Origin of the sequence: Glycomyces salinus, assembly GCF_016428645.1 — a bacterium.
Taxonomy (GTDB): Bacteria; Actinomycetota; Actinomycetes; order Mycobacteriales; family Micromonosporaceae; genus Glycomyces; species Glycomyces salinus.
In genome coordinates, this window is sequence record NZ_JAELXW010000032.1 from 25,969 (window position 1) to 45,546 (window position 19,578).

The 19,578-nt window shown below is 70.3% G+C and carries 18 protein-coding genes; 14 read left to right on the top strand and 4 right to left on the bottom strand.

What is annotated here, in order from left to right; translation table 11 throughout:
* The first annotated feature begins 3 nt into the window (after positions 1–3).
* The 7 genes from metE to tsaD all read left to right on the top strand — a co-directional run bounded on the left by metE (position 4) and on the right by tsaD (position 7,312).
* A complete protein-coding gene (gene metE, locus JFB92_RS11015) occupies positions 4–2,232 on the top strand; it encodes a 5-methyltetrahydropteroyltriglutamate--homocysteine S-methyltransferase (RefSeq protein WP_199038069.1) in 2,229 nt (742 codons plus the stop codon).
* 152 nt (positions 2,233–2,384) lie between these two features.
* The gene (alr, locus tag JFB92_RS11020) at positions 2,385–3,512 is read left to right on the top strand and encodes an alanine racemase (RefSeq protein WP_199038183.1); all 1,128 of its coding nucleotides are present in this window, start codon (positions 2,385–2,387) and stop codon (positions 3,510–3,512) included.
* A 5-nt stretch (positions 3,513–3,517) separates the two neighbouring features.
* Complete coding sequence (locus JFB92_RS11025) at positions 3,518–4,672, top strand: alpha/beta fold hydrolase (RefSeq protein WP_233162951.1); 1,155 nt, start codon at positions 3,518–3,520, stop codon at positions 4,670–4,672.
* Positions 4,673–4,676: 4 nt separating this feature from the next.
* The gene (gene tsaE, locus JFB92_RS11030) at positions 4,677–5,165 is read left to right on the top strand and encodes a tRNA (adenosine(37)-N6)-threonylcarbamoyltransferase complex ATPase subunit type 1 TsaE (protein ID WP_199038078.1); all 489 of its coding nucleotides are present in this window, start codon (positions 4,677–4,679) and stop codon (positions 5,163–5,165) included.
* Entirely contained in the window at positions 5,162–5,794 is a 633-nt protein-coding gene (gene tsaB / locus JFB92_RS11035; protein ID WP_199038080.1) for a tRNA (adenosine(37)-N6)-threonylcarbamoyltransferase complex dimerization subunit type 1 TsaB, read from the top strand. The genes tsaE and tsaB overlap by 4 nt, the downstream gene beginning before the upstream one ends.
* A gap of 10 nt (positions 5,795–5,804) precedes the next feature.
* Entirely contained in the window at positions 5,805–6,254 is a 450-nt protein-coding gene (gene rimI / locus JFB92_RS11040) for a ribosomal protein S18-alanine N-acetyltransferase (protein WP_199038082.1), read from the top strand.
* The gene (gene tsaD, locus JFB92_RS11045; protein WP_372451623.1) at positions 6,251–7,312 is read left to right on the top strand and encodes a tRNA (adenosine(37)-N6)-threonylcarbamoyltransferase complex transferase subunit TsaD; all 1,062 of its coding nucleotides are present in this window, start codon (positions 6,251–6,253) and stop codon (positions 7,310–7,312) included. Before rimI ends, tsaD begins: the two co-directional genes overlap by 4 nt.
* Before the next feature lies 1 nt (position 7,313).
* Here the strand turns inward: tsaD and JFB92_RS11050 are convergent, their stop codons facing one another.
* The 3 genes from JFB92_RS11050 to JFB92_RS11060 all read right to left on the bottom strand — a co-directional run bounded on the left by JFB92_RS11050 (position 7,314) and on the right by JFB92_RS11060 (position 9,483).
* Positions 7,314–8,048, bottom strand: a complete 735-nt coding sequence (locus tag JFB92_RS11050) for a hypothetical protein (protein WP_199038086.1) — start codon at positions 8,046–8,048, stop codon at positions 7,314–7,316.
* A 156-nt stretch (positions 8,049–8,204) separates the two neighbouring features.
* Complete coding sequence (locus JFB92_RS11055; RefSeq protein WP_199038088.1) at positions 8,205–9,116, bottom strand: hypothetical protein; 912 nt, start codon at positions 9,114–9,116, stop codon at positions 8,205–8,207.
* Positions 9,106–9,483 (bottom strand): hypothetical protein, encoded by a 378-nt coding sequence (locus JFB92_RS11060; RefSeq protein WP_199038090.1) that lies wholly within the window; start codon positions 9,481–9,483, stop codon positions 9,106–9,108. The genes JFB92_RS11055 and JFB92_RS11060 overlap by 11 nt, the downstream gene beginning before the upstream one ends.
* A gap of 176 nt (positions 9,484–9,659) precedes the next feature.
* On the opposite strand from JFB92_RS11060, the gene JFB92_RS11065 reads away from it, so the two are divergent.
* The 5 genes from JFB92_RS11065 to JFB92_RS11085 all read left to right on the top strand — a co-directional run bounded on the left by JFB92_RS11065 (position 9,660) and on the right by JFB92_RS11085 (position 15,194).
* Entirely contained in the window at positions 9,660–12,443 is a 2,784-nt protein-coding gene (locus JFB92_RS11065) for an AfsR/SARP family transcriptional regulator (protein WP_199038092.1), read from the top strand.
* A gap of 211 nt (positions 12,444–12,654) precedes the next feature.
* Positions 12,655–13,176: an NUDIX hydrolase gene (locus JFB92_RS11070; protein ID WP_199038094.1), complete on the top strand. Its 522-nt coding sequence runs from the start codon at positions 12,655–12,657 to the stop codon at positions 13,174–13,176.
* Complete coding sequence (locus JFB92_RS11075) at positions 13,166–13,732, top strand: NUDIX hydrolase (RefSeq protein ID WP_307789112.1); 567 nt, start codon at positions 13,166–13,168, stop codon at positions 13,730–13,732. Before JFB92_RS11070 ends, JFB92_RS11075 begins: the two co-directional genes overlap by 11 nt.
* Entirely contained in the window at positions 13,729–14,247 is a 519-nt protein-coding gene (locus JFB92_RS11080; protein WP_199038098.1) for an NUDIX domain-containing protein, read from the top strand. Before JFB92_RS11075 ends, JFB92_RS11080 begins: the two co-directional genes overlap by 4 nt.
* 65 nt (positions 14,248–14,312) lie before the next feature.
* Positions 14,313–15,194: a hypothetical protein gene (locus JFB92_RS11085; RefSeq protein WP_199038100.1), complete on the top strand. Its 882-nt coding sequence runs from the start codon at positions 14,313–14,315 to the stop codon at positions 15,192–15,194.
* 58 nt (positions 15,195–15,252) lie between these two features.
* Here the strand turns inward: JFB92_RS11085 and gnd are convergent, their stop codons facing one another.
* A complete protein-coding gene (gene gnd / locus JFB92_RS11090; RefSeq protein WP_199038102.1) occupies positions 15,253–16,683 on the bottom strand; it encodes an NADP-dependent phosphogluconate dehydrogenase in 1,431 nt (476 codons plus the stop codon).
* A 172-nt stretch (positions 16,684–16,855) separates the two neighbouring features.
* On the opposite strand from gnd, the gene JFB92_RS11095 reads away from it, so the two are divergent.
* Together JFB92_RS11095 and JFB92_RS11100 are read left to right on the top strand one after the other, a co-directional pair.
* Positions 16,856–18,223 (top strand): cystathionine beta-synthase, encoded by a 1,368-nt coding sequence (locus tag JFB92_RS11095; RefSeq protein WP_199038104.1) that lies wholly within the window; start codon positions 16,856–16,858, stop codon positions 18,221–18,223.
* A 123-nt stretch (positions 18,224–18,346) separates the two neighbouring features.
* Positions 18,347–19,573 carry a chitinase gene (locus JFB92_RS11100; protein ID WP_307789113.1) on the top strand — a complete coding sequence of 409 codons (1,227 nt, stop codon included), beginning with the start codon at positions 18,347–18,349 and terminating at the stop codon, positions 19,571–19,573.
* Positions 19,574–19,578 lie beyond the last annotated feature (5 nt).

The following is a 19,578-nucleotide window of genomic DNA, read 5'->3' on the forward strand; positions in this document are numbered from 1 at the left end:
CACATGAACATTCAGCACACCGTGCACGCGACCGTGCCCGGATACCCGCGCATCGGCGCCCACCGCGAACTCAAACGCGCCGTCGAGTCCTACTGGTCGGGACGGATCGACCATGCCGCCCTGGAGGAATCGGCCGCCGCGATCCGCGCCCAGATGCTCGACGACCTGGCCGAGGCCGGCCTCGACTCGCTGCCCACCGGCGTCTTCTCGCTCTACGACCACATGCTCGACACCGCCTTCGCCGTCGACGCCGTCGCGCCCAGGCACCGCCGCGAGAACGAGCTCGACTCCTACTTCGCCGCCGCCCGCGGCGACGAGCGCGCCGTGCCGCTCGAGATGACCAAGTGGTTCGACACCAACTACCACTACCTGGTGCCCGAGATCGGCCCCGGCACCGCCTTCGCGGCCAGGCCCGGCAAGGCCGTCGCCGAATACGCCGAGGCGGCCGGACGCGGCCTGGACGCCCGCCCGGTCCTGGTCGGCCCGGTGACGTTCCTGCTGCTGGCCAAGCCCGACGCCGACGCGCCCGAGGGCTTCGCCCCGCTCGACCGGCTCGACGACCTCGTGGAGGCCTACGCCGAGATCATCGCGGCCCTGACCGAGGCCGGCGCCGAGCGGATCCAGATCGACGAGCCCGCCCTGTGCGCCGACCGGACCCCGGCCGAACTCGACGCGGTCCGCCGCGCCTACGACCGGCTCGCCGGCCTCGCCGAGCTGATCGTCACCGGCGGCTACGGCCCCTTCGGCTCCGCGCTGCCGGTCCTGCTGGAGGCCGGCGCCGCCGGAATCGCCCTCGACCTGGTGCGCGGCCGTGACGACCTGGATCTGCTTGCGTCACTGAATGTTTCACGTGAAACATTCTTGCTGGCCGGGGTGGTCGACGGCCGCAACATCTGGCGCACCGACGCCGCCGGTGCCGCCGCCGACCTCGAACGGGTCGCCGCGCTCACCGACCGGCCCGGCGTGTCGACCTCCTGCTCGCTCCTGCACGTCCCGGTCGACCTCGAAGCGGAGGGCGACCTGCCGGACGCCCTGGTCGAGCGCCTGTCGTTCGCCCGCCAGAAACTCCGCGAAGTCGTCGCCCTGGCCGACCCGGCCGCGCCGCGGCCGACCCGCCCGGACGCCCCGGACCACTGGCGCGACCAGGCCGTCCGCTCCCGCCTCGCCGCCCTCGGCGACGGCGCCGACCGCCGCGTCCCCTACGCCGAGCGCGAGGCCGCGCAGATCGAGCTGCCGCCGCTGCCGACGACCACCATCGGGTCGTTCCCGCAGACCGCCGAGATCCGCCGCGCCCGCGCCGCCCACCGCAAGGGCCTGATGATCGACGGCGACTACCGGTCCCGGATGCGCGCCGAGGTCGCCGCCGTCGTCGCCGAACAGGAGAAGGCCGGACTCGACGTGCTCGTCCACGGCGAGCCCGAGCGCAACGACATGGTCCAGTACTTCGCCGAGCAGCTCACCGGCTTCGCCGTGACCGCCTCGGGCTGGGTCCAGTCCTACGGATCGCGGTGCGTGCGCCCGCCGATCCTCTACGGCGACGTCGCCAGGACCGAGCCGATGACCGTCGAGTGGACCGGCTACGCCCAGTCCCTGACCGACAAGCCCGTCAAAGGGATGCTCACCGGGCCGGTCACGATCCTGGCCTGGTCGTTCGTCCGCGACGACCAGCAGCTGTCCGAGACCGCCGACCAGGTCGCGCTCGCCCTGCGCGAGGAGGTCGCCGACCTCGAGGGCGCCGGGACGGCGATCATCCAGGTCGACGAGCCGGCGCTGCGCGAGCTGCTGCCGCTGCGGGCCGACCGCCGCGGCGACTACAAGCGGTGGGCCACGCGGGCCTTCCGCCTGGCCACCTCGGGCGTGGGCGCCGAGACGCAGATCCACACCCACCTGTGCTACTCCGAGTTCGGCGAGGTCATCGACGCCATCGCCGACCTCGACGCCGACGTGACCTCGATCGAGGCCTCCCGCTCCAAGATGGAGGTCTTGGCCGACCTCGACCGCGCCGACTACCGGCGCGGCATCGGACCGGGCGTGTGGGACATCCACTCCCCGCGCGTCCCGGCCGTCGGGGAGATGGCCGAATCGCTGCGACTCGCCGTCCGGGCCGTGGACGCCCGGCGGGTGTGGGCCAACCCCGACTGCGGACTCAAGACCCGCCGATACGAGGAGGTCCGCCCGGCCCTGGCCAACCTGGTCGAGGCCGCCCGGATCGTCCGCGCCGAGCTCGAATAGGGCCGTGTGCCCGAGCGGCGACCGCCCCCGCCTCGCGAATTTCGGCGAGGAAAGCGGGCGGAGCCTTGAAAGAGCAGAGCCGCTCGGGCACGTAGTCTTGAACCGTGGCGATTGACAACTACCGCACCGTGTCTGAGCCGGTTTCGGCCGACATGTCGGGGCTGGCGAAGGCCAGCATGGACTGGAGACGCCTGGCGAGCAACGTCGAGACGCTCGCAGGACTCACCTCAGCCCCGCTGATGGCCATGGTCAAGGCCGACGCCTACGGTCACGGCGTCGTCCCGACCGCCCGCGTCGCCGTCGAGGCCGGGGCCGCCCGGCTCGGGGTCGCGACGCTCCGCGAGGCCTGGCGGCTGGCCCGCATGCCGGAACTGGCCGAGGTCCCGGTCCTGGGGTTCGTGTACGCCCCCGACCAGCCCGGCCTGGCCGAGACCATCGGCGCCGGCGCCGAGATCGGCATCACCTCCCTGGCGCAGCTCGATGCGGTCGCGGTCGCGGTCGGCCGCGGCCCCGCCCGCGTCCACCTCAAGGCGGACACCGGGATCTCCCGCGGCGGCGTCGCCGAGCACGAATGGGAGGCCTACTGCGAGGCCGCCGCCAAGCACCAGTCCGCCGGGCGCATCGAGATCGTCGGCGCCTGGAGCCACCTGGCCTGCGCCGACGAGGCCGACCACCCGGCCAACGCGATGCAGAAGGCCGCGTTCGAGCGGTTCCTCGGCACCGTCGCCGCCGCCGGAATCGAACCGGAACTCAGGCACCTGGCGAACTCGGCGGCCCTCATCGCCGATCCGGAGACCCACTACGACCTGGTGCGCCCCGGGATCGCCCTCTACGGCTACAACCCCGTCCCGCGCCTGCCGGTGGACCTCAAACCGGTGATGGAACTGCGCGGCGCCGTCATGGCCGTCAAGCGCCTCCCGGCCGGGACCGGCATCTCCTACGGCCACACCTACCACCTCGAACGCGACTCCAACGTCGCGCTCGTGCCCCTGGGCTACGCCGACGGCGTCCCCCGCGCCGCCTCCGGCCGCGCCGAGGTCTACCTCGCCGGGAAGCGCCGCCGGGTCCTCGGCCGCATCTGCATGGACCAGTTCGTCGTCGACCTCGGCGACGAGACCGTCCGGCCCGGCGAGCCGGCGATCCTCATCGGCGCCGGCGACCACCATCCCGACGCCGACGACTGGTCCGAATGGGCCGGGACCATCCCCAACGACATCCTCACCGGCATCGGCGGCCGCGTCCCGCGGCTCTGGAACCGCGGACTGGAGGAACGCAAGTGAGCCGAATGCGCCGCCTGGCCATCGCGGGCGGGATCGCCGGAGGCGTCGCCGCCGGGGCCGCCATCGCGGTCGGCGTGCCGCGCTACCTGGCCCGGCGCACCCGCGCCGACGCCGGCGACCCGTACGCCACCGAACCGTTCGAGCTGCCGCCGACCAACTCGATGCGCACCGTCACCACCGGCGACGGCGTCGACGTGCACGTCGAGACCGTCGGCCCCGAGGACGCCGACCTCACCGTCGTGTTCGCCCACGGCTACCTCCACGACGCCTCCACCTTCTACTTCCAGCGCAAGGCCGTGGCCGAGGCCGCCGGGCGCGGTTATTCGGTCCGGGCGGTCTTCTACGACCAGCCCGGCCACGGGCGCTCCGGGCCGCTGCCGCGCGCCGAGTACGGCATCGACGACCTGGCCCTGACCCTCGGCGACGTCATCGACGCGGTCGTCCCGACCGGACCGCTCGTCCTGGTCGGCCACTCGATGGGCGGCATGACGATCCAGGCGTTCCCGCGGGTGCGGCCCGACCTGTTCGGCCCGCGCGTCAAGGGCGTGGGGTTCCTCTCGACCAGCCCCGGCGGGCTCGACACCGTCGAGACCAAGCCGATGCGGGCGCTGCGCCGACTGCGGCGCACCGTGCTGCCGCTGCTCAAGCAGATCACCGGCACCGGGTGGACGCCGCAGCTGATCGACCGGGCCCGGCTGCTGTCGGGCGACATCGGCTACCTCGTCACCCGCCGCAACGCCTTCGCCCACGAGGACCCGCCGCATTCGCTGGTCAAGCTGGTCGAGCGCATGAACCGCCACACTCCCGTCCAGAGCGTCGTCGGCTATCTGCGCGCTATCCTCGACCACGAGGAGACGGCGACGCTGAAGGAGTTCGGGAGTGTGCCGGTGCTCGTAGCCGTCGGCGACAGCGACATCCTGACCCCGCCGCAGCACTCGCGGCGCCTGGCCGATGCCATTCCCGGGTCGCGCTTCGCGCTCATAGCCGAGGCGGCGCACTCGCCACAGCTCGAGTACCCTGGTGAGATCTCACAACTTTTGTTGGAGATGATCGACAAGTCCGCCGTCGACATCGACCCGATCGGCGAGACGAACACCGCCGGGCCCCAGCGCCGCCTGCGCTGGTCCCCGTTCTCCCGTCACACGCACGCAGAGGAGTGACAACGTGAGGCCGGACCAGATAAAGTCCCTGCCCACCGCCGCGGACACCCACGACTTCGGGACGCGCCTGGCCGCGATCCTGCGCGCGGGCGACCTCGTGATCCTCACCGGCCCGCTCGGGGCCGGCAAGACCGCCCTCACCCAGGGCATCGGCGCGGGACTCGACGTCGGAGGGCGCATCACCAGCCCCACCTTCGTCATCGCGCGCACCCACCGGGCCGGCGGCGCCGGCCTCCCCCTGGTCCACGTCGACGCCTACCGGCTCGAGAACCTCGACGAGCTCGACGACCTCGACCTGGACACCGACGTGGCCGACTCGGTCACCGTCGTCGAATGGGGCGCCGGCCTCGCCGAGCGCCTGGCCGAGTCCCACCTGGAGATCGCGATCGAGCGGGACGCCGACGAGACCCGCCGCATCGCGCTCCACCCGAGGGGCGGCGACTGGGCCGCCCGCTGCGAGCAGCTCGACCTGCCGGTGGGCGCGCCCGCATGAAGGTACTCGTCGTTGACACCGCCACCAGCGCAGTCCAGGCCGCGATCGTCGAGGTCGACGGGGACGAGCTGTTCCTCCAGGCGTTCCGGCGCGAGATCGACCCGAGGGGCCACGTCGAGCGCCTGACCCCCTTCATCGAGGCGTGCCTGGCCGAGTCCGGCCGAGGCGAGGTCGACGCCGTGGTCGCCGGGACCGGCCCGGGGCCGTACACCGGCCTGCGGGTCGGCATGGTCACCGCCGCCGCGTTCGCCGACGGCGCGGGCGTCCCGGTCTACGGGGTCTGCTCGCTCGACGGCATCGGCGGCAACACGCTCGGCCGGGCCCTGGTAGCGACCGACGCGCGGCGCAAGGAGATCTACTGGGCCGTCTACGACAGCGGCGCGCGCGAAGGCGACCCGCAGGTGTGCAAGCCCGCCGAGCTGCCCGAGACCGGCGCCGACTACGCGATCGGGGAGGGCGCGGCCATGTACGCCGACCTGCTGCCGGTCGAGGCCGAGACCACGCCGGTCTACCCGGACCTGGTCAAGCTCGCCGAGCTGGCCGCCCCGCGCATCCGCTCCGGCGCTCCGAGCGAGCACCTGACCCCGCTGTACCTGCGCCGTCCGGACGCGAAGCCGGTGCGCGCCTAGCGTGGCGGCCATGGTCGACGGACGGGTGCGGCTGGGCCGCCTGCGGTGGTGGCACCTGGCGGCGGTGGCCGAGATGGAGAAGGAGATCTTCGGCCCCGAGGCATGGAGCGAGGCCCTGCTGTGGACCGAGCTGTCCGCCGGACACGACTACCGGGCCGCCTTCGACGGCGAGACCGTCCTCGGCTACGCCGGGATGGCGCTGGGACCGGGCGAGGCGTGGATCAACAACATCGCCGTCGATCCCCGAGCGCGGCGGCGCGGCGTGGCCACGCTGCTGATGGACGACCTGCTCGCCCGCGCCCGAGCGGCCGGAGCGAAGGCGATGTTCCTGGAGGTCGCGGTCGACAACGAACCGGCCCAGCGACTGTACGACCGGTACGGCTTCTACGGTATCGGCGTGCGCAAGAACTACTACCAGAACACCGGCACCGATGCGGCGGTGATGAGGATGGACCTGTGATGAGCGAACCGTTGGTGATGGGCATCGAGACCTCGTGCGACGAAACCGGCGTGGGGATCGTGCGCGGCCACGATCTGCTGGCCGACGCCATAGCCTCCTCGGTCGAGGAGCAGGCCAGATTCGGCGGCGTGGTCCCCGAGGTCGCCTCGCGCGCGCACCTCGAGGCGATGGTGCCGACGGTGCAGCGGGCCCTGGACGAGGCGGGCGTGGCGCTCGACGACCTCGACGGCATCGCCGTGACCGCGGGACCGGGCCTGGCCGGGGCGCTGATGGTCGGCGTCGCCGCCGCGAAGGCGTACTCGCTGGCGACCGACGTCCCGCTCTACGGGGTGAACCACCTCTCGGCCCACATCGCGGTCGACACGCTGGAGAACGGACCGATCCCCGAGCCGGCGATCGGCCTGCTCGTCTCGGGCGGCCACTCGACGATCATGATGGTCGAGGACCTGGCCGGTAAGGTGACCCAGCTCGGCGCGAGCATCGACGACGCCGCGGGCGAGGCGTTCGACAAGGTCGCGCGCCTGCTGGGCCTGCCGTTCCCGGGCGGCCCGCACATCGACCGGCACGCCCGCGACGGCGACCGGGCGTTCGTCGAGTTCCCGCGCGGCCTGACCGCGCCCAAGGACATGGAGCGGCACCGCTACGACTTCTCCTTCTCGGGGCTCAAGACCGCAGTGGCCCGCTGGATCGAGACCCAGAAGGCCGAGGGCCGCGACATCCCGGTCGACGACGTGGCGGCGGCCTTCCAGGAAGCGGTGTGCGACGTGCTGACCCGCAAGGCGATCCTGGCCGCGAAGGAGCACGGCGTCGAGACCCTCCTGCTGGGAGGCGGCGTCGCCGCCAACTCCAGGCTCCGCGGTTTGGCGGAGGAACGCGCCGAGAAGGCGGGCCTGATCCTGCGCTACCCGAGGCCGAAGCTGTGCACCGACAACGGCGCGATGGTGGCCGCCCTGGGCTCCCACCTGGTCTCGGCCAAGGTCGCCCCCTCGCAGATGACCTTCCCGGCCAACTCCTCGATGGACGTGGAAGTGGTCAGCCTGGCCGACAAGCTCGCCTGACTCACGAAGCCGCGGCGACCGCCTCGATGAGGTCGATCGTGAGCTGCTCCTCGCCTCCGGTCCGCACTCCTTCGCCGCCGAAGGAGATGAGGGCGGAGAGGAACATGTCGCCGTCGGCGGCGTGCGCGGAATACGCCTGGCCCAGGATGACGCAGCCGGTGCTGGCGTCCCCGTGGAAGTATGCCGACTCCGCGAACGCCGGCAGGACGTCCTCCTCGATGGTGCAGCCTTCTCGCACGCCGTCGTTGTAGCCGTACTGCTGCGTCCCGGATTCGGGATCGGATGAATCGATGTCCTGTGTGACGGTGACGAACGGGCGCTCGAACGAGTCGATGAACTCTCCGGCCATGGAGCAGGAGACCGCGCTGCCCATCTCAGTGACCTCGGTCTGGGCTGAGTCGATCTCCATGTACTCGGCCACGAGCGGTTCCATGATCGCGCAGAGGTCGGGCACCGCAGTGTAGGTCCCTCCTTCGACGGTGGCCTCCTCAGTGGGCTCGGCCCCGGTCTCGGACGAGGCCGGTTCGGATTCGGGGTCCTCTGACGGCTCGGACGACTCGGTCGCGATCGCGGTCGGTTCGTCGTCGGACCCGGTGCTCACGATGAGCACCGCAGCCGTCACGGCGACCATGATGGCGCCCGCCACCGACCCGAACAGGAGCGGCCCCCGCGAAGGCCGCGGAGAGGGCGGGAGCATCGCGGGGACCGGGTGCGGCCCCCACCCGCCGGAGGGCATCGGCGCTCCTCGCGGGCTCCCAGGAGGAAACTGCTGGTACGGCTGCTGCTGCTCGTGGTGGTATTGGTGCGGGGGCGTCCCGTCGGGACCGTGGGGATTCCGAGGTGGCTGGGGAGGGTAGGACAAGGGAATCGGTTCCTTTCTGCCGTGCCGGCTTCAGCGAGGGGCTTCGGACATCCGCGTCAGCAGCGGCAAGGCGCTCTCGAATGTGCTCTGGAGCGCGACCATCGCCTGTGCCAGTGCCAAGTAGACGCGCGCGGCCCTGATCGCGAGATCGGCCAGGAAGTACACGGCCTTGTTGATCTTGATGACCAGCGAGGTGACGGCGTCGGCGACGGTCACGGGGTTCGGGTAGAAGAACATCCAGGCCCCAGCGGCCACCGACTCGACTATGTCGGCCGTGATCTGGTTGCACTGGTTCATCAAGGAGCCCGCGAAACCGGAGGTGTGCTCCATCATCGTCTTGACGAGGTCGCAGACGATGGCCGTGGACTGGACGGCTTGCTGGAACTCGCCCAAGCGCAGCGCCGCCGAAGCGGAGGCCCCGCCGGTCCAGGACGGCAGCACGCCCTCGATCGTGGTCGCACCCAAGTGCTCTGCCAGCGTGATCAGTGAACTCGAGGCGGTGCCCCACATCTGAGCGGAGACGCCGATGCGGTCGGGGTTGCCGGTGAAGATGCCGAAGAAGTCCTCGAGCGGCTGGAAAAAGGCGATGAGGAAGTCGAGTCCGGCCTTGGTCAGCGTCCCCGCCACATATGACGGGTCCTCGCCGATGGCGGCGACGACGAAATCCCCGAACTCGGTAATCGAGTTGAGCAGCGCGACGAGCTGCTGCGCGTGGGACAGCAGGTCGTCGATGGTGACCTCGCCGTCGAAGATCTTGTCCACAAGGGCGGCGGTCTCGTCGTAGGCGCCGATGATGTTGGCGGCCCCCGACACGGGCATCCCCTTGCTCGCGGCGTACCCGCGCGAGCCTGTGAACGATCCGGAGGTCCCGTCGCCGGTGTCTTCGCCGAAACCGGTGTGCCGGGGGGCGTCGGACAGGTCGATCACGCCTTCATCCGACACCGTCGCTCCAATCGCCGCCGGGCAGTTCGTGTCCCCCGCCTCCACCGCCGAGCAGCTCGTTCGCCTTCCCCTCGATGTCCTTGGCGGCGCGCTCGTCTGCGTCTTCGTAGTCGTCGCAGGCGAGCACGATTCGGGCGGCAATGCCTTCGGATGCGGAACCGAGCATCGCCATCAGGACTCTGAGATACTCCGCGCAGACCTCGTATTGGAGCCCGAACGCCAAACCGGGAGCGCCCCACATCCACGGCTCCGGGTCGGCCTCGGAGGCGTACCGGTGGATCTCGTCGAAGTCGGCGCGCAGCGAACCGATTCGGACGCAGGCGTCTCTAACTGGGTCGATGTCGATCTCGAAGCCGTTGTCGGGCATTCGCTCTCACCTCCATGAGTCGCCGCCGGGCGCTCGCCCGGAAACGTCGGCCCATCATGCCGTTCACCTGCACTCGAACGGCACAGATTCGGCACGCACTTCGTCTGAACGGCGCGAACGGGTCCCGATCGATACGATGTACCGGGATACGGCGATACGACCGTCTGAGGGGGACGATGCGGTTTCGGGTGCTGGGGCCGCTCGAAGTGCTCCACGACGGCGAACGAATCCCGCTGTCGCGCATCAAGTCGAAGGCACTGGCACTGCTGCTGCTCGAATGCGGACTCTGGGTTCCGGCGCACCGCTTCGCGGACGTCCTGTGGGACGATGAGCCGCCCTCCACCGCCACGAGGCAGGTCCAGAACACACTGGCCGCGCTGCGGCGGGTCTTGGCCGAGCACGGCGGCGACCCTGTCGAGCGCTCCGGTCGGGGTTACCGGTTGCGTTCGGACGAGGTCGACCTGGCCCGCTTCGAACGCGACGTCGCGCGAGCCCGTGAAGCCGGGCCGGCGGGCGACGACGAGGAGGCCGCGGCACTGCTGGAGTCGGCGCTCGGACTCTGGCGCGGCCCGGCCTTCGCCGACCTGGGCGGCGACCGGATCCAGGCCGCCGCCGCGCGACTGGAACGCAAGCGCATCGCGGCGATGGAGGCGCTCAACGATGCCGAACTCGCCTTGGCCCGCGACGAATCGGTAGCGACCCGGGCACGAGAGCTGCTCGAAATCGACCCGTTCCACCAACGCGCGGCCGCTCAACTGATGCTCGCGCTCCGCGCCCGAGGACGCGGGGTCGAGGCCCTGGAGGTCTACAGCGAGATCCGCACCCGACTGTCCGACGAACTCGGGCTCGACCCGGACTCCGACCTTCGCGAGGCCCAGCGCATGGTCCTGCGCGCCGAGCCGACCTCCCCGGCTTCCGCGCCGAACGCGCCGAGCGTGCCGGTTCCGGCGCAGCTCCCGGCCGGAGTCAGCGGGTTCTGCGGCCGCGACACCGACCTCGGGAAGCTCGACGACCTGTTCGGACCACCGGCGGACACGCTGCCCATCGCAGTGGTCTGCGGACCCGGCGGGGTCGGCAAGACCGCGCTCGCGATCGAATGGGCGCAGCGGGCCCGCGACAGCTTTCCCGACGGCCAGCTGTACGTGGATCTCCGCGGATTCGACCCGAGCGGTTCCGTCCTCGGAGCCGCCGAGGCACTGCGAGGCTTCCTGACGGCGCTCGGTGTCGGTTCCGCCGAAATGCCGTCCGGGGTGAAGGCGCGCATGGAAATGTACAGGTCCTGCACCGCCGACCGGCGCCTGCTTGTGGTACTCGACAACGCTCACGACGCTGAACAGGTGGAACCGCTCCTTCCAGGCGCGGCGAGTTGTCGAGTCCTGGTGACCAGTCGCCGCATCATGCCGAGCCTGACGGTCCGGCACGGCGCGAGTCACGTGCGCCTCAACGTGCTCGGCAACCTCGAAGCCCGGACTCTGCTGGGGCGAAGGCTGGGCGAGTCTCGCGCCACGGCCGAACCGGAGGCTCTCGAGAGCATCCTGCGCGTGTGCGCGGGCCTGCCGCTGGCGCTGGCGATTGTTGCGGCCAGAGCGGTCACAGAGCCGGAGTTTCCATTGCGGGCCATCACCGAGCGGTTGCAGGAAGCCGATAGCGCCTTGGCGGCCCTGGACTCCGTTGACCCCCTCGGCGACATACGTGCGGTGTTCTCATGGTCGTACCGGGCGCTGAGCCCGGAGGCCGCGCGACTGTTCGGCCTCTCCGGCCTGCATCCCGGCCCGGACTTCAGCGCCGCGGCGGTCGCCAGCCTGCTGGGGGTGACACCGCGTCGAGCACGGGAGCTGTTGCAGGAGCTGACCGGAGTCCATCTGCTGACCGAGAACGAACCGGGGCGGTACCGCAGCCACGATCTCCTGGCGGCCTACGCGAGAGAGCGGCTGGCCACTGACGTGAGCGAGTCCGACCAGGCGAAGGCGCGTCGCCGCCTGCTCGGCCATTACACGGGATCCGCGTCCGAGGCCTCGTCCAGGATCGACTCTCGCCGCGAGGTCGAGCCGACCCCGGGAGCGGAGCACGGCGCGGTCGTCGAGGCGTTCGACGAGGCCGAAGCGGCTCTCGAATGGGTGCTCGCCGAGGTGCGGGTTCTCGCCAACATGGTCGAGTTCGCCGAACGCACCGGTCTCGACGAGTATGCGGTGTCGCTGGCCCGGTCGATCGCCGGAGCGCTGCATCGCAACGGCGACTGGGACATCGGACTGGCCACGCAGCGCTGCGCCCTGCGCGCGGCCCGGCGGCTCGGTGACCACCGCCATGAGGCCACTGTCCACCTCCACATCGCGATGTTCCTGTTCTCGAGCAGCGAGTTCGACCTGGTCGAGCGGCACCTGGTCGAGGGACTGGACCTGTGCGACCCCGAACGCGACATGAATCTGATGGCCCGGATCGAGTATCGATTCGCAGCACACCTCGACGAGCTCGGCCGCATCGACGAAGCCTTGGGCCACTGCCTGGCGGCGCTCCGGCTGTTCGCCGAGTCCGGGGACGACGACGGCCGGGCCAGAGCGTTGAACGGTATCGGCTGGTTCCACGCCAAGTCGGGGCGCTACGCGGAGGCTCTCGAATACTGCGGAAGGTCGCTCTCGCTGTGCCGGGCGATCGGGGCGGTGAGCATCGAAGCGTCGGTCCTCGACACCATCGGATACCTGTGGCACCGCCAGGGGCGCCATTCCGATGCCGTCGAGCACTACCTGCAGTCGCTGGAGCTCAGCGTGAGCATCGGCCTCCGTTCTACCGAGGTGCATACTCACGAGCATCTCGGCGACGCATACCGCGCGATGGGCGAACCGGGTCCGGCGCGAGACCACTGGCAGCGAGCGCTCACCGTCTTCGAAGTGGCGAGCGATCGTCATGCGGCACGGGTGCGCGCCAAGCTCGACGAACTCGGCACCCCTCACAGGCACCGGTGAATCCGATGCGCGAAAAGGCCGAGCCCTCCGGAGAGGGCTCGGCGGCCTAATCGGTTCACTCGTTCAGTCTCAGCGGCGGACCAGGTCGAGCAGTCGCTGGTTCTGGTCGCGTCGGTACCAGGCGATGCCGGAGAATGCTCCGGCACCCACCGTGAGTCGCCGATCACATTGCATCAGTGCTGTTTCCGGGCCTGCCGGTTAGGCTCGAGCCATGGATCGAACCCCCGACGGCCTCATCTTCCGCGAGTCCGCGCGCGTCCTGATCGTCGACGAGCGCGACCGGGCCCTCATGTTCTTCGGCGCAGGACTGGTCCGGCAGGACGCCGACTACTACTTCACCGTCGGCGGCGGCGTCGACGACGGCGAGACGCTCGCCGAGGCCGCGGCCCGCGAAGTGCTCGAAGAGACCGGCCTCCGGGTCGAGCCGGAGGACCTGGGCGAGCCCGTGGCCCACACCGAAGGCGCCTGGACCACCCACGGAGGCGTCCGCTTCTACTCGGACGACAACTTCTTCTTCCTGCGAGTCCCGCATTTCGAAGTGAGCCTCGACGGGCTCGAAGCGGGCGAGGAGAAGGAGATCAACCACCACGAATGGCTCGGCCTCGACGACTTGGACGCCACCGACGCGATCGTCTTCCCGATCGGCCTGGCCGCCGTCCTCAAGCGACTCCTGTCCGGTGAGACACCAGAAGCTCCGATCGAACTCGAGTGGGTGGACCAGGGTGCCTCGTGACAGGCGAGTCATCCGGCGCAAGTGCGCGCGCGTGCTCGTCGTGGACGAGGACGACCGGGTGCTGCTGTTCTTCAGTTCCGGGTTCGTCGCGCCCGGCGTCGAGTACTACGTGACCGTCGGCGGCGGCGTCGATCCCGGCGAGACGCTCGCCGAGGCGGCCGCGCGGGAGCTGCTCGAGGAGACCGGTCTGCGCGTCGATCCCGGCGAACTCGGACCGGTCGTGGCGCGCGCCAGCGGGGAGTGGTCCGACAACCCGGCCGAGCTGGTCTTCCAGGAAGACCTCTACTTCTGCTACCGCACCCCGCACTTCGACCCGCCGCGGGACGGCCTGGAGGAGGTCGAACTCCAGGAGCTGACCGAGGCCCGCTGGCTCACCCTCGACCAGGCGGAGGAGGCCGACCCGGTGATCTTTCCCGCCCGCATAGCCGACCTGCTCAAAGGACTCCTGGACGGGACGGTTCCCGAAGTGCCCGTGAGGCTTCCGTGGCGCGCCTGGACGTTCGACCCCGGATCGGGCTGGACGGTCATCGACCGTTTCGGGATACTTGGTCAGTGAGCGCGAACCAGGACACACCTCGCATCGACCGGCTCGGGGCCCGCTGCATCGTATTCGACGAGCGCGACCACGTCTTGTTCGTCGGCGGCCACGCCTCCGCCGACCGCCCGGCGAGGTGGTTCCTGCCCGGCGGCGGCTTGGACCCCGGCGAGACCCCGGCCGAGGCGGCCCGCCGCGAACTCCAGGAGGAGACCGGCTTCCTGGTCCGACCCGACGCGCTCATCGGGCCCGTCGCGGCCCAGCGGTACCAGGCGGTCCGCAGGGGCGCCCCGTTCGTCCGGGAGAACTACCTGTTCTTCACCAGGGTCGAACGCTTCGAGCCGCGCGTCTGCGGCGCCGACCCGTACGAGCTCGACCTCGAGTTCCAGTGGATCCCGGTCGACGAGTTCACCACCACCGAGGGCTTCGACTACATAGACCCGCTCCTCGGCCTGGTCAAACGGCTCCTCGGAGGCGACGTCCCCGACCGGCCGATCCGGCTCGAACCCACCGGACGCCCTGAATCGAGAATATGAGACCAATCACTTACGAGGGATTTACGAGGAAATACCTGTCGTAGTGCCCCAATAGCTTCGGATTCGTGACCACTCACGCACACGACACGCCGCTCAAACTATGTCGCGAGCGGCCGGAATTCGCACTCGAACTCGCCGGGAAGGTCCTCGGGATCCCCATCCCCGAATACGACGAGGCGCTGCCCTATTCGGAGTCCGCGACCGACGTAGAGGTCCGCGACCTCAACGCAGACAGCGTCGTGCTCTGCCGCAGCGGTACGACCAATTGCTTCGGCGTCATCGTCGAAGTCCAGCGCGGCGAGGACGACCGCAAGCAGTTCTCCTGGCCCGCCTACCTGGTCAACATCAGGCACCGGATCAATGCGCCGGTAGTGCTGGTGGTGATCTGCCCCGACCGCGCCACGGCGGCCTGGGCGAGGAAGGAGGTCGAGACCGGCCATCCCGGCTTCGTGTTCCAGCCGCTCGTTCTCGGGCCGGACAACTACCCGAAACTGACCGAACCTTCCGGCACCGGCGAACTCGCCGAGCAGATGGTGGTCGGAGCACTGATACACGGCCGCGCGCCCGATGCCGAATCGATCTTCGCGGCCGCGAACCACGAACTGGCGGCGCTTCCCGTGGAACGAGCCGCACGCTACGCTGAATACATGTTGGGCCAGCTCACTGAGCGGCCCCGCAGGATTCTGGAGGCCCTGATGCAGAACGAGACCTACCCGTACCAGAGCAAGCTCCTCGCCGACCGCGAGGCCCGCGGCGAGGCCCGCGGCGAGGCCCGCGGCCTGATCCGCGGTGAGGCACGAGCTCTGTTGACCGTGATCGAATCACGCGGCCTGCCGATCTCCGAGCGCCAGCGCCGCCGCATCGAAGACTGCGAGGACGCGGTGCGCCTCAACGCATGGCTGAAGCGGGCAGCCGTGGTGCCCTCGGTCGCGGACATCCTCGGATAGCCGGAACCGGTCGGGCCGGCCAGGCTTTGCCCGGCCGGCCCCGTTACCGGTGCATCGCTCAGAGTTCGGTCTCCGAGCGGTCGCCCGACCATTCGGTGTGGAAGGTGCCCTCGCGGTCGACCCGCTTGTAGGTGTGGGCGCCGAAGAAGTCCCGCTGCCCCTGGATCAGGGCGGCCGGGAGGCGCTTGGAGCGAAGGCCGTCGTAGTAGGCCAGGGCCGCCGAAAAGCCCGGGGTCGGGATGCCGGCCTGGACGGCCGCGGAGACCACTCGCCGCCACGCGTCCTGGGCTTCGGTGACGATCTTGGTGAACTCCGGTGCGGCCAGCAGGGTCGGCAGGCCGGGATTGCCGCGCCAGGCGGCGGTGATCTTGTCGAGGAACCCCGCCCGGATGATGCAGCCGGACCGCCACAGCGCCGCGCACGAGCCGAGGTCGATGTCCCAGCCGAACTCGGCGTTGGCCGCGGCGATCTGGTCGAAGCCCTGGGCGTAGGCGACGATCTTCGAGGCGTACAGGGCCTGGCGTACGTCGTCGACGAAGCTCTCGGGCAGGTCGACGCCGCCGTCGGGGCCGGAGAGGACGCCCACGGCGCCCTCGCGCTGCCTGGTGCCGCTGGACAGGGCGCGGGCGAACGTGGCCTCGGCGATGCCGGTGACCGGGACGCCCAGGTCGAGCGCGATCTGGACGGTCCAGCGGCCGGTGCCCTTCTGCCCGGCCTGGTCGAGGACGACGTCGACGAACGGCTTGCCGGTCGCGGCGTCGGTGTGCCCGAGGACCTCGGCGGTGATCTCGATCAGGTAGGAGTCGAGGTCGCCGGTGTTCCATTCGGAGAAGATCTTGCTCAGCTCGGTCGGCTCGATCCCGGCGCCGCGGCGCAGCAGGTCGTAGGCCTCGCCGATGAGCTGCATGTCGGAGTATTCGATGCCGTTGTGCACCATCTTGACGAAGTGCCCGGCGCCGTCGGGGCCCAGGCGGGTGCAGCAGGGGGTGCCGTCGGGGGCCTTGGCGGAGATGGCCTCCAGGATCGGGCCGAGGCTCTCGTAGGACTCGGCCGAGCCGCCGGGCATGATCGAGGGGCCGTTGAGCGCGCCCTCCTCGCCGCCGGAGACGCCGGTGCCGACGAAGTGGATGCCCCTCTCGCGCAGGGCGGCCTCGCGGCGGCGCGTGTTCTCGAAGTGGGCGTTGCCGCCGTCGATGATCATGTCGCCGGGCTCCATGAGCTCGGCGAGGGACTCGATGACCGCGTCGGTGGCCTTGCCCGCCTGGACCATGATCATGGCCTTGCGGGGGCGCTTGAGCGAGGCGACGAAGTCCGCCAGCTCCTCGGAGGGCACGAAGTCGCCGTCGCCGCCGTGCTCGGCGATCAGCTCCTGGGTCTTGGCGTAGGTCCGGTTGTAGACCGCGACGGTGAAGCCGTGGCGGGCGAAGTTGCGGGCGAGGTTCGAGCCCATGACGGCCAGCCCGACCACCCCGATGTCGGCGGTGCGCATAAACCTGTCTCCCTACATGTGTATAGAGCGGGTACTCCGCGATTCTCTCGGATTTCTCCGGCGGCCGTGCCGCCGCCGCCCATCGTATCCACGCAGCGGGACCGCCGCCCGGGTCCGAGGACACGGCCGGTGACTCCTTCCGGCGGGGCCCGCGGGGGCATAGGCTGTGGGCGTGCAGTACTACGAGTCCGTTCTCGACCTCATCGGCGACACCCCGCTGGTCAAGCTCAACTCGGTCACCGACGGCGCCTCCGCCACCGTCCTGGCCAAGATCGAGTACCTCAACCCCGGCGGCTCGGTCAAGGACCGCATCGCCCAGCGCATGATCGACGAGGCCGAGGTCTCGGGCGCGCTGAAGCCCGCCGGCACCATCGTCGAGCCGACCAGCGGCAACACCGGCGTGGGCTTGGCCATGGTCGCCCAGCAGCGCGGCTACCGGTGCGTGTTCGTCTGCCCCGACAAGGTCTCCGAGGACAAGCGGAACGTGCTGAAGGCGTACGGCGCCGAGGTCGTGGTGTGCCCCACCGCGGTCGACCCGGAGGACCCGCGCTCCTACTACAAGGTCTCCGACCGGCTCCTGACCGAGATCGAGGGCTCGTGGAAGCCCGACCAGTACTCCAACCCGGCGAACCCGGCGTCGCACTACGCCCAGACCGGGCCGGAGCTGTGGGAGCAGACCGGCGGGGACATCACCCACTTCGTGGCCGGGATCGGCACCGGCGGGACCATCACCGGGACCGGCAAGTTCCTCAAGGAGGTCTCCGAGGGTCGGGTCAGGATCGTCGGCGCCGACCCCGAGGGCTCGGTCTACTCCGGAGGGTCGGGGCGGCCGTACCTGGTCGAGGGCGTCGGCGAGGACTTCTGGCCGACCAACTACGACGCGGGGCTGCCCGACGAGATCGTCGAAGTCACCGACGCCGAGGCGTTCGAGATGACGCGCCGCCTGGCCCGCGAGGAGGGGCTGCTGGTGGGCGGCTCGTCCGGGATGGCCGTCGTCGGCGCGATCGAGGTCGCCCGCCGGGCCGGGCCCGACGACGTGGTCGTGGTGCTGCTGCCCGACGGCGGCCGCGGCTACCTGTCCAAGATCTTCAACGACGGCTGGATGACCGAGTTCGGATTCATGGCCTCGGGGACCGGGGACACCACCGTCGCCGAGGTCCTCTCGGGCAAGGACGGGGCCATTCCCGAGCTGGTGCACGTCCATCCCACCGACACCGTGCGCGAGGCGATCGACATCATGCGCCAGTTCGGGGTCAGCCAGATGCCGGTCCTGGGGGCCGAGCCGCCGGTGATGAGCGGCGAGGTCAGCGGTGCCGTGGCCGAGAAGGACCTCATGGACGCCCTGTTCAAGGGGCAGGCGACCCTGCACGACCCGATCGAGCGGCACGTGGGCGAGGCGCTGCCGACGATCGGCTCGGGCGACCTGGTCGAGCGGGCGGTGGAGGTGCTGGAGAACCACGACGCGGTCATGGTCTTCAGCGAGGGCAAGCCGATCGGCGTGCTCACCCGCCAGGACCTGCTGACCTACGTCGAACGCTGAGTCGCCGCGCCGTCGCGCAAATCGGACGAGTCGGATTTTTCTCCGGCGGGCTCTTGACAGATGCTCGCGTATCGACAACCATGACAGTAATTATTAGGAATATTTACTGATCATGGAGGTCTCGTGCGAAGCACTCGCAGAAGAACGGCGATCATCGCCGCAGCGACCCTCGTGACCGGGCTGGCGCTCGCCGTCCCGATCGCCTTCGCCACCACCGCCTCGGCCGCCGAGTGCGAGGGCGACCCCTGGGACTCCGGAGCCGTCTACACCGGAGGCGACCTGGTCAGCCACCAGGACAACGAGTACCGCGCCAAATGGTGGACCACCGGCGAGGAGCCGGGCACCACCGGACAATGGGGCGTGTGGGAGACCCTCGGCCCGTGCGACGGCGCCGGAGAGGACCCCACCGACGACCCCACCACCGATGAGCCGACGGACGACCCGACCGGCCCGCCGGCCGGTGACGGCGACGCCCGCCTGACCGGCTACTGGCACAACTTCGACAACGGCTCGACCGTCCTGGAGCTGAACGAGGTCCCGGCCGCGTACGACATCGTCGCCATCGCCTTCGCCGAGTCGACCGCCACTCCCGGCCAGGTCGACTTCGCCCTCGACTCCAGCCTCACCGGCACCGGCTACACGGACCAGGAGTTCAAGGACGACATCGCCGCCCTCCAGGCGGAGGGCCGATCGGTCGTCGTCTCCGTCGGCGGCGAGAAGGGCAACGTCACCGTCAACGACGACGCCACCGCGAACGCCTTCGCGCAGTCCGTGCTGTCGCTGATGGACGAGTACGGCTTCGACGGCGTCGACATCGACCTCGAGCACGGCATCGACGCCGCCGCCCTGGAGGCGGCCATGCGCGCCATTCACGCCGGGGCCGGATCGGACCTGGTCTACACGATGGCCCCCCAGACCATCGACTTCCAGCACGAAGGCGCCGGGTACTACCAGCTCGCGGTCAACACCCGGGACATCCTGACCATCGTCAACATGCAGTACTACAACTCCGGCACCATGCTCGGCTGCGACGACCAGGTATACGGGCACGGGGACGTGGACTTCCTGACCGCCCAGGCGTGCATCCAGCTCGAGGCCGGACTGGACCCGAGCCAGGTCGGCCTCGGCCTGCCCGCCGTCCCAAGCGCGGCCGGCAGCGGCTACGTCGACCCGGGCATGGTCAACGATGCCCTCGACTGCCTGTCCAAGCTCGTCAACTGCGGCGACTTCACCCCCGACCAGGCATACCCGGGCATCGGCGGCGCCATGACCTGGTCGATCAACTGGGACGCCACCAACGGCTACGACTTCGCGAGCACCGTCTCCGGACACTTCGCCGAACTGCCCTGACCTCC